The following is a 12,111-nucleotide window of genomic DNA, read 5'->3' as shown; positions in this document are numbered from 1 at the left end:
TGAGGTTTAAGGGAGGGACGGTTTGGCCTGTCCCTCCCACAAGGTCAAGCGTGTTTTTTCAGCTGGAGCGTTTCAGGGTTTCGCTGGGCAGCTCCTGAAAAAGCGCCCGGTAGCTGTTTGAAAACCGCCCCAAATGCCAGAACGACCAATTCATCGCGACCTCGGCGACCGTGGTGTCGGTCGTGCTCAGCAACTCACGCCGCGCCCCGTTCAACCGACGCAACCTTAACCACTGCGCCGGGCTCATCCCTGTGTAGGTCTTGAACCCTTGCTGCAATTGGCGCAACGGCACACCCGCAATCTGCGCCAGTTCCAACAGGTTGGCGGTTTCATCCGGCGCATCCGCCGCCCATTCGCCGATGCGCGCCATCAATTGGCGTTCTTCATTGCGCTTTTGCAATGAACTGCCGTCCAGGCACACGCAGGCGTTATCGAGGATAAACAGGCAGTCGTCGAGCAGTTGCTGGGTGAGGGCATCGCGGCTGATGGGGTCGGTCAGGGCCGACAGGCGCGTAAGGGTGCCGCTCAGCCAGCGAGTGAACAGCGCATTTTGCCGACAGGTCAGCGGAGCCATGAACAAGCCTTCGAGCTTGGCTATATCCAGGCCGTGGCGCTGGACGAACTGCGGGCCGAACACCACGGCCACTTCGCGGTAGTTGACCGGGGTGATCCAGGTGTTGCGGCTTTCGCCATTGAGCAGGTACAGCGCGTTGTCACTGGCGTCGAAACAGAACGCCAGGGCGCCGGCAGGTGCGTTGAAATGCTGCTCCACCCGGGTGTTCATGCATTCTTCGTAGACCTGCACCCCTTGCAGGTCGAGGTAGCGCACCTGCCCGGCAAAATGCCCGGGGGACATCTGCTGGTACTGCTGCACCCAGCCGGGTGTCGCACTGCATTGGGCGGCCACATCGCCGGTGGCGAAGGCCTGTACGCGCAAAGCGGTTGCCTGTGTCATGGTGATCCGTGCGCACTCTATTGGTGCGTTGTGCCGCGTGCAAAGTGGATAGATGCCGTTTCAAGGCTGGCCCAAGATAGACCTCAATGCGCTGGGAGTACAACCCGGCGTCGCATCCCACCCAAGACGAGGTCCTTATGAACGCCCCCTTCGATCAGCTGTCCACCTGGCTGAAAGAACACAAGATTACCGAAGTCGAATGCGTGATCAGTGACTTGACTGGCATCGCACGCGGCAAGATTGCACCCACCAACAAGTTCCTGCATGAGCGAGGCATGCGCCTGCCGGAAAGTGTGTTGCTGCAAACGGTAACCGGGGACTTTGTCGACGACGATATCTATTACGACCTGTTGGACCCGGCCGATATCGACATGATTTGCCGCCCGGTCGCCAACGCCACTTACGTAGTGCCGTGGGCCATCGAGCCCACCGCCATCGTGATCCACGACACCTTCGACAAGCAGGGCAACCCCATCGAACTGTCGCCGCGCAATGTGTTGAAGAAAGTCCTGCAGCTCTACACCGACCAAGGCTGGCAGCCGATTGTCGCGCCGGAAATGGAGTTCTACCTGACCCAGCGCTGCGAAGATCCGGACCTGCCGTTGAAAACTCCCATCGGCCGCTCGGGCCGCGCCGAAACCGGGCGCCAGTCGTTTTCCATCGATGCCGCCAACGAATTCGACCCGCTGTTCGAAGATGTCTATGACTGGTGCGAAGCCCAGGGCCTGGACCTGGATACGCTGATCCACGAAGACGGCCCCGCGCAGATGGAAATCAACTTCCGTCATGGCGACGCCCTGGATCTGGCCGACCAGATCACGGTGTTCAAGCGCACCTTGCGCGAGGCCGCCCTCAAGCACAACGTGGCCGCCACCTTCATGGCCAAGCCAGTGGCCGATGAACCGGGCAGCGCCATGCATTTGCACCAGAGCGTGGTGGAGATTGCCACCGGCAAACCGGTGTTCGTCGATGCCGACGGCAACATGAGCCCATTATTCCTGCATCACATCGGCGGCCTGCAGAAGTACATCCCCAAGCTGTTGCCGATGTTCGCGCCCAATGTGAACTCGTTCCGCCGCTTCCTGCCCGATACCTCGGCGCCGGTCAACGTCGAATGGGGCGAAGAGAACCGCACCGTCGGCTTGCGCGTGCCCACTTCCAGCCCGGAGGCGATGCGCGTGGAAAACCGCCTGCCGGGCGCCGATGCCAATCCTTACCTGGCGATTGCTGCCAGCTTGTTGTGTGGCTACCTGGGCATGATCGAGCACATCGAACCCAGTGCCCCGGTGGAAGGCCGCGCCTATGAACGCCGCAACCTGCGCCTGCCGTTCACCCTCGAAGATGCGCTGGCGCGCATGGAGGATTGCGACACGGTCAAGCAGTACCTGGGGGAGAAGTTCGTGCGCGGCTACGTCGCGGTCAAGCGCGCCGAACATGAGAATTTCAAGCGGGTGATCAGTTCCTGGGAGCGTGAGTTCCTGCTGTTGAGCGTCTGAAAACAAGCATAAGAGGGGTGACGATATGCGTCTTGTGAACAAGCTTCTTCCACTGGCCCTGGTCGCGGCGTTCAGCGGTGCCGGTCAGGCGGCGCCGACGGTGAGTGTCTACAACTGGACCGATTACATTGGCGAGACCACCTTGGCGGATTTCCAGGCCAAGACCGGCATCAAGGTGATCTACGATGTGTTCGACTCCAACGAAACCCTGGAGGGCAAGTTGCTGGCCGGGCGCACCGGGTATGACGTGGTGGTGCCGTCCAACCACTTCCTGGCGCGCCAGGTGAAGGCCGGCGCGTTCCTCAAGCTTGACCGCGCGCAGTTGCCCAACTTCAAGAACCTGGACCCCAAGCTGCTGAAGTTACTGGAACAGAACGACCCCGGTAATGCGCACTCGGTGCCGTACCTGTGGGGCACCAATGGCATTGGCTACAACGTCGACAAGGTCAAGCAAGTGCTGGGCATCGACCGCATAGACTCGTGGGCCGTGCTGTTTGAACCGGAAAATATCAAGAAGCTGCATGAGTGCGGCGTGGCCTTCCTCGATTCAGCGGATGAGCTGTTCCCGGCGATCCTCAACTACATGGGCAAGGACCCACGCAGCGAGAATGCCGAGGACTACAAGCAGGCCGAAGCCAAGCTGCTGACGCTGCGGCCGTACATCACCTATTTCCACTCTTCCAAGTACATCTCGGACCTGGCCAACGGCAATATCTGCGTGGCCTTCGGTTATTCCGGCGATGTGTTCCAGGCCGCCAACCGCGCCAAGGAAGCCAAGAACGGGGTGAACATTGCGTACTCGATCCCCAAGGAAGGCTCTAACCTGTGGTTCGACCTGTTGGCGATTCCGGCCGATGCGAGCAACCCTAAAGAAGCCCATGCGTTCATCAACGACCTGCTTGAGCCTGAGGTGATTGCCAAGGTCAGCACCTCGGTGGGCTATGCCAACGCCAACCCGGCCGCCAAGCCGTTCATGCCTGCGGAGCTGGTGAACAATCCTGAGGTGTACCCGCCCCAGGACGTACTCGACAAACTCTATATCTCCACCACGCCTACGCCGGCGACCATGCGCGTGATGACCCGCGCCTGGAGCAAAGTGAAGTCCAACCGATGATGCAGCCCAATGAACACGCCCCGTCCTATTACCGCGCTTCGGCGAATGCCATGGCGCAGCGGCCCGCACTTGAGGCAGACCTGAGCGCCGATGTGTGTGTGATCGGCGGCGGCTTTACCGGGGTCAACACCGCCATCGAACTGGCCCAGCGCGGGCTCTCGGTGGTGCTGCTGGAAGCGCGCTGCATCGGTTGGGGCGCCAGCGGGCGCAACGGTGGGCAATTGATCCGTGGCATTGGCCATGATGTCTCCGGGTTTGCCAAATACGTGGGCGAGGAGGGCGTGCGCTATATGGAGCGGGCCGGTATCGACTCGGTCGCCCTGGTGGGCCAGCGCATTGCCGAGCACGGCATCGACTGTGACCTGCGCTGGGGGTTTTGCGAACTCGCCAATACTCCGGCGCAGTTCGCGGCGTTCAAGGGCGAACAGGCGCACCTGGCGGCCGTGGGGTATGCCCACGAAACGCGGCTGGTCGGCCCACAAGACATGGCACAGGTGGTGGGCTCTGCTATGTATGCCGGCGGCCTGGTCGACATGGGTTCCGGACATCTGCACCCGCTCAACCTGATATTGGGTGAAGCGCAGGCGGCCGAAGCCCTCGGGGTGCGTATCTTTGAGCACAGCCCGGTGCTGGAGCTGATCCATGGCGAAACGGTGCGGGTGCGCTGCACAGGCGGAAGCGTGCGCGCAGCCAACCTGGTGCTGGCATGCAATGCCCATCTTGAAGAGCTGGAGCCGCGCTTGAGCGGCAAGGTACTGCCGGCGGGCAGCTACATCATCGCCACCGAGCCTCTGCCTGAGCCCGTGGCCCAGCAGTTGATCCCACAGAACCTGGCGCTGTGCGACCAGAAAGTCGGCCTGGATTACTACCGGCTGACCGCCGACCGGCGTCTGTTGTTCGGTGGCGCCTGCCACTACTCGGGGCGCGACCCCCAGGACATCGCCGCGTACATGCGCCCGAAAATGCTCAAGGTGTTCCCGCAGTTGGCCAACACGGCTATTGAATTCCAGTGGGGCGGCAAGATCGGCATTACCGCCAACCGTTTTCCCCAGGTCGGGCGCCTCAAGCAGTACCCCAACGTGTTCTATGCCCAAGGCTATTCCGGTCACGGCTTGAACGTGACGCACTGGTGCGCACGGTTGCTGGCCGAAGGGATACACGCGGGTGCAAGCCAGGGCCTGGATATTTTCAGCCAGGTGCCGCACATGACCTTTCCCGGTGGCAAGGCGCTGCGCTCGCCGCTGCTGGCGTTGGGGATGTTGTGGTATCGGTTGCGCGAAGCACTCTGAGATCCAATGTGGGAGCGGGCTTGCTCGCGAAGGCGGTGTGTCAGTCACTGAACCTTCAACTGAACCACCGCTATCGCAGGCAAGCCCGCACACATTGGCCATGCATTGCCCACGGAATCAGCGCCCGGCACCAATCCCCTGTAGGAGCGAGCTTGCTCGCGAAAAACGTCAACGATAACGTGCGCATCCAGAATAAACGCGGCGCCTGTGAGTTCTTCGCGAGCAAGCTCGCTCCTACAAAAAGCCATTAGCGCTTGCTCGAAGGCGGTTGTTAGCTGAACCACCGCCAGCTCCCACACTGGTTCTGCGTTGCCCACAAAATCATCACCCGGCATAGACACCCTGTGGGACGTCAGTCAGATAGCCTCAGGTTCGGTCAGCACTTTGCGAAAGGTTTCCACCAACGGCCTCAAGTTGACGCGGTGCCAGGCCGCCCACAGCGGTGTGGTGTAGGCCAGCCACGGCAGTTCGCGCAATACCACGCCCGGTGGAGCGTTGCGGCTCAGGCCCTTTTGCACCATCGCCACCCCTAGCCCCGACGCGACCAGGCCCAATGCAGTAAAGGGCTCGCTGGCCTCCATGGGGATCTGCGGGGTGAAACCGGCGCGGATGCAGGCGGCGACGAAATCATCGGCCGGGTTGGCGCCAGGTTTGCGCTGCACGCCGATCCATTGTTGGTCGGCCAGGTGTTCGGGCAACAGTTCAGGGTGTTGAGCCAGCGGATGCTGTTCAGGCAGGGCCAGCAGCATCGGGTCATCGAGGACTTGCCAGGCGGTCAGCTCCGGGTCGTCGGCGGCAGGTGGTTCGCTCACCAAGGCGATGTCCAGGCTGCGTTGGCGCAAACCTTCCAGTTGTTCCAGGGAGGGCAGGTTATACAGCTTGATATGCACGGCGGGCCGGTCGTCGCGCAGTATGCGCAAGGCATTGGGCAAGACACCGGCGTGCATGGCGTTTTCGATATAACCGATGCACAAACCGCCTTCTTCGCCGCGGCCCAGGCGCTTGCCCAGAGACTCCAGGCGGTTGGCGTGGGTCAGCAGTGCCTTGGTTTCGGCCAGGAAAGTCTGGCCGTCGCGGGTCAAGCGGATACGCTGCTGGCTGCGTTCGAACAGGGTAAGGCCCAGGCGTTCCTCGAGCTGGGCGATCTGCCGGCTCAGGGGCGATTGGGAAATGTGCAAGCGCTCGGCGGCGCGGCCGACGTGTTCTTCTTCGGCTACCACTTCGAAGTAGCGCAACTGGCGTAGATCAATCATGTAAGACCTGCAAGGACTCAAGTTGGTCGCAGTATGTCTTGGACGGTCTGATTAGTGCAATCTAGCATCTGCTCAACGGTCACAGCGACCTCGCACCGATTGAGGAACCACCATGAGCTTGAAAGACACACTGCCCGGCGTACTGGGCTTTGGCGCCGCCCCCTTGGGCAATATGTTTCGCGCTATCCCCGAAGAAGAAGCCCAGGCCACCGTCGAGGCCGCCTGGAGCCAGGGCGTGCGTTACTTCGATACCGCGCCGTTCTACGGCTCGGGCCTGTCGGAAATCCGCTTGGGCCAGGCCCTGTCCAACTATCACCGCGATGACTACGTGCTCAGCACCAAGGTCGGCCGGGTGATTCTGGATGAAGTCGAAGAAACCGCCCGTGACCTTGGGGAAAAAAGCGGCGTATTCGAACACGGCCGCCCGAATAAAATACTCAATGACTACAGTGCCGACGCCACGCTGCGCTCCATTGAAGACAGCCTGACACGCCTGCAAACCGACCGCCTGGACATCGTGTGGGTTCACGACATCGCCCAGGATTTCTACGGCGACCAATGGCTGGAATACTTCAACCAGGCCCGCACTGGTGCCTTCAAAGTACTCACCCGTTTGCGCGAGCAAGGTGTGATCAAGGCGTGGGGGCTGGGCGTCAATCGTGTCGAGCCTTGCGAATTGACCCTGGACCTGACCGAAGCCCAGCCTGACGGTTTTCTGCTGGCGGGGCGCTACACGCTGCTGGATCACGACCGCGCCTTGCAGCGCCTGATGGACGCGGCCCACGCCCAGCAGGTCGAGATCGTCGTCGGTGGCCCGTACAGCTCCGGCATCCTCGCTGGCGGTGCGCATTTTGAATACCAGCAAGCCAGCCCGGCGATCATTGCCAAGGTCGAGCAGATCAAGGCAATTGCCCAGACGTTTGGCGTCAGTATCAAGGCCGCTGCGCTACAGTTCTCACTGGCGCATCCGGCGGTGGCGGCGGTGATTCCCGGTGCCAGTCGTCCGGGGCGGATTGCCGAAGACGTCGCGGCGTTGTCTGAGCAGATTCCAGCAGCCTTCTGGCAAGCGTTGCGCGAGGCCCGCTTGATCTCGGACCGTGCACCTTTGCCTCTCTCACGTTAAGGAGCTTGAGCATGAAGATTGATGTAAGCGGCAAAGTGGCTATTGTCAGCGGCAGCACCGCCGGTATCGGCCTGGGCATCAGCCAGGCCCTGGCGCAATCCGGCGCCACGGTGGTGGTGATCGGGCGTGATGCAGGCAAGGTGGACGACGCCTTGGCGAGCATTCGCCAGGCGATTCCCGCTGCTCAACTGCGTGGTTTAGTGGCCGACCTCGGGACCGTTGAAGGCGCACAGAAACTCTTCGCCGCCGAACCCCGCGCCGACATTCTGGTCAACAACCTGGGCATCTTCGACGCGGTGGATTTCTTCGACGCGCCGGACAGTGAGTGGGCGCGTTTCTATGAGGTCAATGTGATCTCCGGCGTGCGCCTGGCGCGGCATTATGTGCCGGGTATGGTCGAGCAGGGCTGGGGTCGGGTGATCTTCGTGTCGTCGGAATCTGGCGTGGCGACGCCGGCTGACATGATCAACTACGGAGTGACCAAAAGCGCCAACCTGGCGGTGTCCCACGGACTGGCCAAGCGCCTGGCGGGTACTGGGGTGACGGTGAATGCTATCTTGCCGGGGCCGACCTTTACCGATGGCCTGGAACACATGCTCAAGGACGCCACGGCCGAATCCGGGCGCAGTGCCCGAGACGAAGCAGATGTGTTTGTGCGCCATGCGCGGCCCACCTCGATCATCCAGCGTGCGGCCAATGTGGATGAAGTGGCGAACCTGGTGGCGTACATTGCTTCACCGCTGTCTTCGGCGACGACCGGTGCCGCGCTGCGGGTCGACGGTGGCGTTGTCGACAGCATGGCAATCTGATTTTTCCTGACTGGAGTATTGATTGTGGCAACAGCTTCTTCTGTGATTGAAATTGCGGTATCGGCCGACCAGGTCTGGCAACTGATTGGCGGCTTCAACAGCCTGCCCGACTGGCTGCCTTTTATTGCCAAGAGCGAGCCGAGCGAGGGTGGCCGTGTGCGTCACCTGACCGCCGCTGACGGCGGCACGATTGTCGAGCGCTTGCAGACTTTCGACAACGTGGCGCGCACCTACAGCTACACCATTGAAGCGTCGCCGTTTCCGGTGAGTGCTTACCTGTCGACCTTGCAGGTGGAAGCGTTGACGGACACCTCGGCGAAAGTGACCTGGTCCGGCGTGTTCACGCCGGCAGCGGGTACCACCGATGCGCAAGTCGAGGAATTGTTTGCCGGTATTTACGAAGGCGGGCTTGAGGCGCTGCGCGGTAACTTCTAAAGATTGTGGCGAGGGAGCTTGCTCCCGCTGGACTGCGTAGCAGTCCCACAAAGAGCGGGGCCGCTTCGCGCCCCAGCGGGAGCAAGCTCCCTCGCCACAGGTGGGGTTTAGCCTATATGGAGCAAGGCTGCCGCGACAGCCTCTGCCGGCGTCATCTGCGCCGTATCCAGCCTGAACGGTGGTACCTCCCAGCGTTCATACTCATGCACCTGTACCGATTCCCAGGTCGGTGGCACCAGCCCCGGAATATCGCCCACACGCCCTTCGACTCGGCGCCGATGCGCCTGCTGATCGGTACACACTACCTCGATATTGATCAGTGCCACGCCGGCCGCTGTCGCCACCGCTTGCCAGGCATCGCGGCTTTCCTTCACCGGGTTCACACAATCGGCGATTACCCGCTGTCCCAGGCGCAGGTTACTCAGCGCCAGCGCATTCGCCACACCGTAGCCACTGGCCCCCACATCGCCCGCCAACACCGCAGCCTCCCGCAGCGCCTGCTCAATCACATCAATACGCAGGTAAACCGCGCCCAACTGTCGCGCCAGCTCCCTGGCAATCGTGGTCTTGCCACTGCCAGGCAAGCCGCTGAATACAATAAGCATGACCCATCAACCCCATATGTAGGAGCGAGCTTGCTCGCGAAGAACGCCAACAAAACGCGTACTGCCTGAATAAACGCGGTGCCTGTGAGTTTTTCGCGAGCAAGCTCGCTCCAACAGTGGTATTAGAACCGCGTGATTCATTTCACCCACAGGAGCGCCCATGACCCTGCCGTTCGTGAAGATGCACGCCCACGGCGACGACTTCATTATCATCGACCGCCGTGGCGAGGATAACCCCATTAATGCGCAGATTGCCCGCCATCTGGGTAACCGCCGCACCGGCATCGGTTTCAATCAACTGGCGGTGGTGCTCGACTGTGAGCAGGCCGCCGCGCGCGTTCAGTTCTGGAACCCCGACGGAACACGCCTGCAAACCTGCGGCAGCGCGACTCGTGGCGTGGCCGACCGCCTGATGCATGAGGCAGGTGCCGAGGCCATTGTGCTGCTTAGCGACCGCGGTTTGCTGACATGCACACGTGCTGATGGGCAGCGGGTGTCGGTGGACATGGGCGCACCCTCGCTGGGCTGGGCGTCGGTACCCTTGGCCAAGGCGATGGACACCTGCGTGTTGCCTATCGACGGCCAGCCGGCAGCGTGCAGCATGGGCAACCCGCATTGCACGTTTTTTGTAGAGGATGTGACTGCGCTCGATATTGAGGCCATAGGCTCGACCCTGGAAGTTCACCCGCTGTTTCCGGCGAGGACCAATGTGCATTTCGTGCAAGTGCTGGACCGCGGCCATATCCGCCTGCGTATCTGGGAGCGTGGCGGCGGTGTGCCGCTGGGGTCCGGTTCATGCTGTTGCGGGGCGGTCGTCAACGGCATCCGGCGAGGGCTGCTCGATGAGCGTGTGGAAGTCCAGTGCGACGGTGGCGCGGTCACGGTGCAATGGGACGGGCAGGGCGGCGTGATATTGACCGGCCGTGTCGAGCCGATCATGCAGGGCACCGCGTACCTGGACTAGAACTTCACGGTAAACGTGGTGCCGGCACTCGCACAGGAACTCACCGCCACGTCGCCGCCATGTACTTTGGCCAGTTCGCGCACGATATACAGGCCCAGGCCTACGCTACGCACGTCGCTGCCTTGGTCGGTGCCGCGGGTCATGGGTTCGAACAACCCGGCCAGCAGGGTTTGCGGAATCGCCGGGCCGTGGTTGTGCACCGCAACCGCGCAGGTGTTGTCGCCCAGGCGTGAGGTGATGGTAATCGGCTGCAGCAAGTCGCCATAGGCCACGCTGTTGGCCACCAGGTTACCGATCATCTGTTGCACACGGTCGGCGTCCAGGCAGGCGTCGCCCTGGCCCTCGGCGTGATGCACCAGCGTGGCCTTGGGGAAGGCCACCCGCAGTTCGTCGACGCTGCGATGAATAACGCCATGCAGGTCCAGCGGTTGCGGCTTGATGGTAATGCCCTGGCCGACCCGGGCCTGGGTGAAGTCCAGCAGGTCGGCGATCATGCGATGGGCGCGTTCGGAAGACTGGCCGATGTGCCCCAGTAGCTGGCGCTCCTTGGCCGTGCGCTCGCCGCGCTGGAGAAAGTCGGCGGCCATGCGGATCGCAGTCAGAGGGTTTTTCAGGTCGTGGCTGACAATCGCCACCATCTGTTCGGCAAACAACGCCCGGCGCTGGGCAATGGCATAGGCCTCGCTCAGCTCGGCCTGGGCCTGTTGCAGGGCCAGTTCCGTGGCGGTTTTTTCCTGCAGCAGGGCTTCGGCCTGCTTGCGCGCATTGAGCAGTTCGCGCTCGTACTTGTCACGGTCGGTGGTGCCGAACAGCGCCAGGTCATACACCACGCCGTCCGGCTGCTGGCGCTGGTTGGCATTGAGCAAGACCGTGACTTTGTGCCCGTTGCAATGGCGGATGTCGAGCTTCACCTCGGTGACGCTGCCGTGCATGCGCAGCATTGGCGCCAGGTGCGTCTGGTAGAAAATCCGCCCGCCCATGGCCAGCAGGTCCTGGAAACGCCGGCCCAGCAGTTGGGCCGCCGTGAAGCCCAGCCAATCGCACAAGCGTGGGTTGACGTGCAGGATCGTGCCATCTTCCTGGGTCACCGCCAGGGCACAGGCCGCGCTGTCAAACAGCGGGTCAACGGGCATCGGCAGCCGCCCAAGGGGCCAGGAACCGGTCCATCGCCGCGGCACACGCCTGGGGGGCGCTCATATGCGGGCAATGGCCGACATTCTCGACCAGGCAATAAGTGCTGTTAGGTAATACGGTGTGCAGGTATTCACCCACGGCCACGGGGGCGATCAGGTCGTCGGTCGATTGCAGGATCAGCACCGGGGTGGTCAGGCCGAACACATCCTGGCGGTTATCCGACAGGAAGGTCACGCGGGCGAACTGCTTGGCGATGTCCGGCTCGGTGCGACAGAAGCTGTCGGTGAGCACCTCGCTCAGGTGCGGCTGCGTCGGGGCGCCCATGATCACCGGGGCCATGGCGCTGGACCAGCCGAGGTAGTTGCTGTCGAGGGTGTCGAGCAGGTCGTCGATGTCGTCGCGCTTGAAACCGCCGACATATTCCTCGGTATCGATATAGCGCGGCGATGGGCCAATCATCACGTGCGCGGCAATGCGCTGCGGGATGAAACGGTCCGCGAGGGTGCCGATCATCGCGCTGACCGAGTGGCCCACCAGAATCACCGGGCCTTGGGCGTAGGCGTCGATAATCTCGTTCAGGTCATGGGCATAGCCATCCAGGCGGCTGTATTTGGCTTTGTCGAACGCACTCAAGTCCGACAGGCCGGCGCCGACCAGGTCATACAGCACGACGCGAAAGCGCTCGACAAAATGCGGTGCCAAGGCATTCCACATGGCCTGGTTGCAACCAAAACCGTGGGAAAACACCAGGGTCGAGGGACCGTTGCCCATCACATGTACATTGTTGCGGTGACTTAGGTCCATGGGCGTCCCGTAGATGGCTTATTGCTATGCAGCTTATCGGCAGTTTAGATAGTCGCAGGCCCTGGGTCACGCGTTTGCACGCAGATAAGGTAAAGTCGGCGCCTTCAGGGAGAGACTTCAGGTAACCATA

At 61.9% G+C, this 12,111-nt stretch carries 12 protein-coding genes; 7 read left to right on the top strand and 5 right to left on the bottom strand.

Features of this window, described 5'->3' with window-relative positions; all coding sequences use genetic code 11:
- Positions 1-58: 58 nt before the first annotated feature.
- On the bottom strand, positions 59-955 hold the full coding sequence (locus HBO10_RS17460; RefSeq protein WP_034125777.1) for a helix-turn-helix domain-containing protein: 897 nt from the start codon (positions 953-955) through the stop codon (positions 59-61).
- Positions 956-1,092: 137 nt separating this feature from the next.
- On the opposite strand from HBO10_RS17460, the gene HBO10_RS17455 reads away from it, so the two are divergent.
- The 3 genes from HBO10_RS17455 to HBO10_RS17445 are packed head-to-tail and all read left to right on the top strand — an operon-like array spanning position 1,093 to position 4,854.
- A complete protein-coding gene (locus tag HBO10_RS17455; protein WP_014718136.1) occupies positions 1,093-2,451 on the top strand; it encodes a glutamine synthetase family protein in 1,359 nt (452 codons plus the stop codon).
- A gap of 25 nt (positions 2,452-2,476) precedes the next feature.
- Complete coding sequence (locus tag HBO10_RS17450) at positions 2,477-3,565, top strand: polyamine ABC transporter substrate-binding protein (RefSeq protein WP_034125776.1); 1,089 nt, start codon at positions 2,477-2,479, stop codon at positions 3,563-3,565.
- Positions 3,562-4,854 carry an FAD-binding oxidoreductase gene (locus HBO10_RS17445; RefSeq protein ID WP_034125775.1) on the top strand — a complete coding sequence of 431 codons (1,293 nt, stop codon included), beginning with the start codon at positions 3,562-3,564 and terminating at the stop codon, positions 4,852-4,854. The genes HBO10_RS17450 and HBO10_RS17445 overlap by 4 nt, the downstream gene beginning before the upstream one ends.
- A 356-nt stretch (positions 4,855-5,210) precedes the next feature.
- Here HBO10_RS17445 and HBO10_RS17440 read toward each other — a convergent pair whose 3' ends face one another.
- Complete coding sequence (locus HBO10_RS17440; RefSeq protein ID WP_034125773.1) at positions 5,211-6,107, bottom strand: LysR substrate-binding domain-containing protein; 897 nt, start codon at positions 6,105-6,107, stop codon at positions 5,211-5,213.
- Positions 6,108-6,219: 112 nt separating this feature from the next.
- Between HBO10_RS17440 and HBO10_RS17435 the strand changes: the two genes are divergently transcribed.
- From HBO10_RS17435 to HBO10_RS17425, 3 genes are read left to right on the top strand one after another with little or no spacing between them, the layout of a single operon-like run.
- Positions 6,220-7,230 (top strand): aldo/keto reductase, encoded by a 1,011-nt coding sequence (locus HBO10_RS17435; RefSeq protein WP_034125772.1) that lies wholly within the window; start codon positions 6,220-6,222, stop codon positions 7,228-7,230.
- Between the two features lie 11 nt (positions 7,231-7,241).
- Positions 7,242-8,039, top strand: a complete 798-nt coding sequence (locus HBO10_RS17430) for an SDR family oxidoreductase (protein ID WP_096143378.1) — start codon at positions 7,242-7,244, stop codon at positions 8,037-8,039.
- 24 nt (positions 8,040-8,063) lie between these two features.
- The gene (locus tag HBO10_RS17425; protein ID WP_034125770.1) at positions 8,064-8,474 is read left to right on the top strand and encodes an SRPBCC family protein; all 411 of its coding nucleotides are present in this window, start codon (positions 8,064-8,066) and stop codon (positions 8,472-8,474) included.
- 107 nt (positions 8,475-8,581) lie between these two features.
- Here the strand turns inward: HBO10_RS17425 and HBO10_RS17420 are convergent, their stop codons facing one another.
- Positions 8,582-9,079, bottom strand: coding sequence for an AAA family ATPase (locus tag HBO10_RS17420; RefSeq protein WP_034125769.1), 498 nt, complete (start codon positions 9,077-9,079; stop codon positions 8,582-8,584).
- A gap of 160 nt (positions 9,080-9,239) precedes the next feature.
- Between HBO10_RS17420 and dapF the strand changes: the two genes are divergently transcribed.
- Complete coding sequence (gene dapF, locus HBO10_RS17415) at positions 9,240-10,043, top strand: diaminopimelate epimerase (protein ID WP_034125768.1); 804 nt, start codon at positions 9,240-9,242, stop codon at positions 10,041-10,043.
- Here the strand turns inward: dapF and HBO10_RS17410 are convergent.
- Together HBO10_RS17410 and HBO10_RS17405 are read right to left on the bottom strand one after the other, a co-directional pair.
- The gene (locus HBO10_RS17410; protein WP_034125767.1) at positions 10,040-11,176 is read right to left on the bottom strand and encodes a PAS domain-containing sensor histidine kinase; all 1,137 of its coding nucleotides are present in this window, start codon (positions 11,174-11,176) and stop codon (positions 10,040-10,042) included. The genes dapF and HBO10_RS17410 overlap by 4 nt on opposite strands.
- Positions 11,166-11,981: an alpha/beta hydrolase gene (locus HBO10_RS17405; protein ID WP_034125766.1), complete on the bottom strand. Its 816-nt coding sequence runs from the start codon at positions 11,979-11,981 to the stop codon at positions 11,166-11,168. The genes HBO10_RS17410 and HBO10_RS17405 overlap by 11 nt, the downstream gene beginning before the upstream one ends.
- Positions 11,982-12,111: the final 130 nt, after the last annotated feature.

It is taken from the genome of Pseudomonas sp. WS 5503, assembly GCF_012985385.1.
In the GTDB taxonomy this organism is placed as follows: Bacteria; Pseudomonadota; Gammaproteobacteria; order Pseudomonadales; family Pseudomonadaceae; genus Aquipseudomonas; species Aquipseudomonas paracarnis.
The sequence above is the reverse complement of the archived record's forward strand: the minus strand, read 5'-3'. Positions and strand labels throughout refer to the sequence as shown.

Bases quoted from the DNA above. Each gene is read 5' to 3' on its own strand.
- HBO10_RS17455 (WP_014718136.1), top strand. From the start codon at position 1,093: ATGAACGCCCCCTTCGATCAGCTGTCCACCTGGCTGAAAGAACACAAG.
- HBO10_RS17445 (WP_034125775.1), top strand. From the start codon at position 3,562: ATGATGCAGCCCAATGAACACGCCCCGTCCTATTACCGCGCTTCGGCG.
- dapF (WP_034125768.1), top strand. From the start codon at position 9,240: ATGACCCTGCCGTTCGTGAAGATGCACGCCCACGGCGACGACTTCATT.
- HBO10_RS17460 (WP_034125777.1), bottom strand. From the start codon at position 955: ATGACACAGGCAACCGCTTTGCGCGTACAGGCCTTCGCCACCGGCGAT.
- HBO10_RS17420 (WP_034125769.1), bottom strand. From the start codon at position 9,079: ATGCTTATTGTATTCAGCGGCTTGCCTGGCAGTGGCAAGACCACGATT.
- HBO10_RS17450 (WP_034125776.1), top strand. From the start codon at position 2,477: ATGCGTCTTGTGAACAAGCTTCTTCCACTGGCCCTGGTCGCGGCGTTC.
- HBO10_RS17430 (WP_096143378.1), top strand. From the start codon at position 7,242: ATGAAGATTGATGTAAGCGGCAAAGTGGCTATTGTCAGCGGCAGCACC.
- HBO10_RS17435 (WP_034125772.1), top strand. From the start codon at position 6,220: ATGAGCTTGAAAGACACACTGCCCGGCGTACTGGGCTTTGGCGCCGCC.
- HBO10_RS17405 (WP_034125766.1), bottom strand. From the start codon at position 11,981: ATGGACCTAAGTCACCGCAACAATGTACATGTGATGGGCAACGGTCCC.
- HBO10_RS17440 (WP_034125773.1), bottom strand. From the start codon at position 6,107: ATGATTGATCTACGCCAGTTGCGCTACTTCGAAGTGGTAGCCGAAGAA.
- HBO10_RS17410 (WP_034125767.1), bottom strand. From the start codon at position 11,176: ATGCCCGTTGACCCGCTGTTTGACAGCGCGGCCTGTGCCCTGGCGGTG.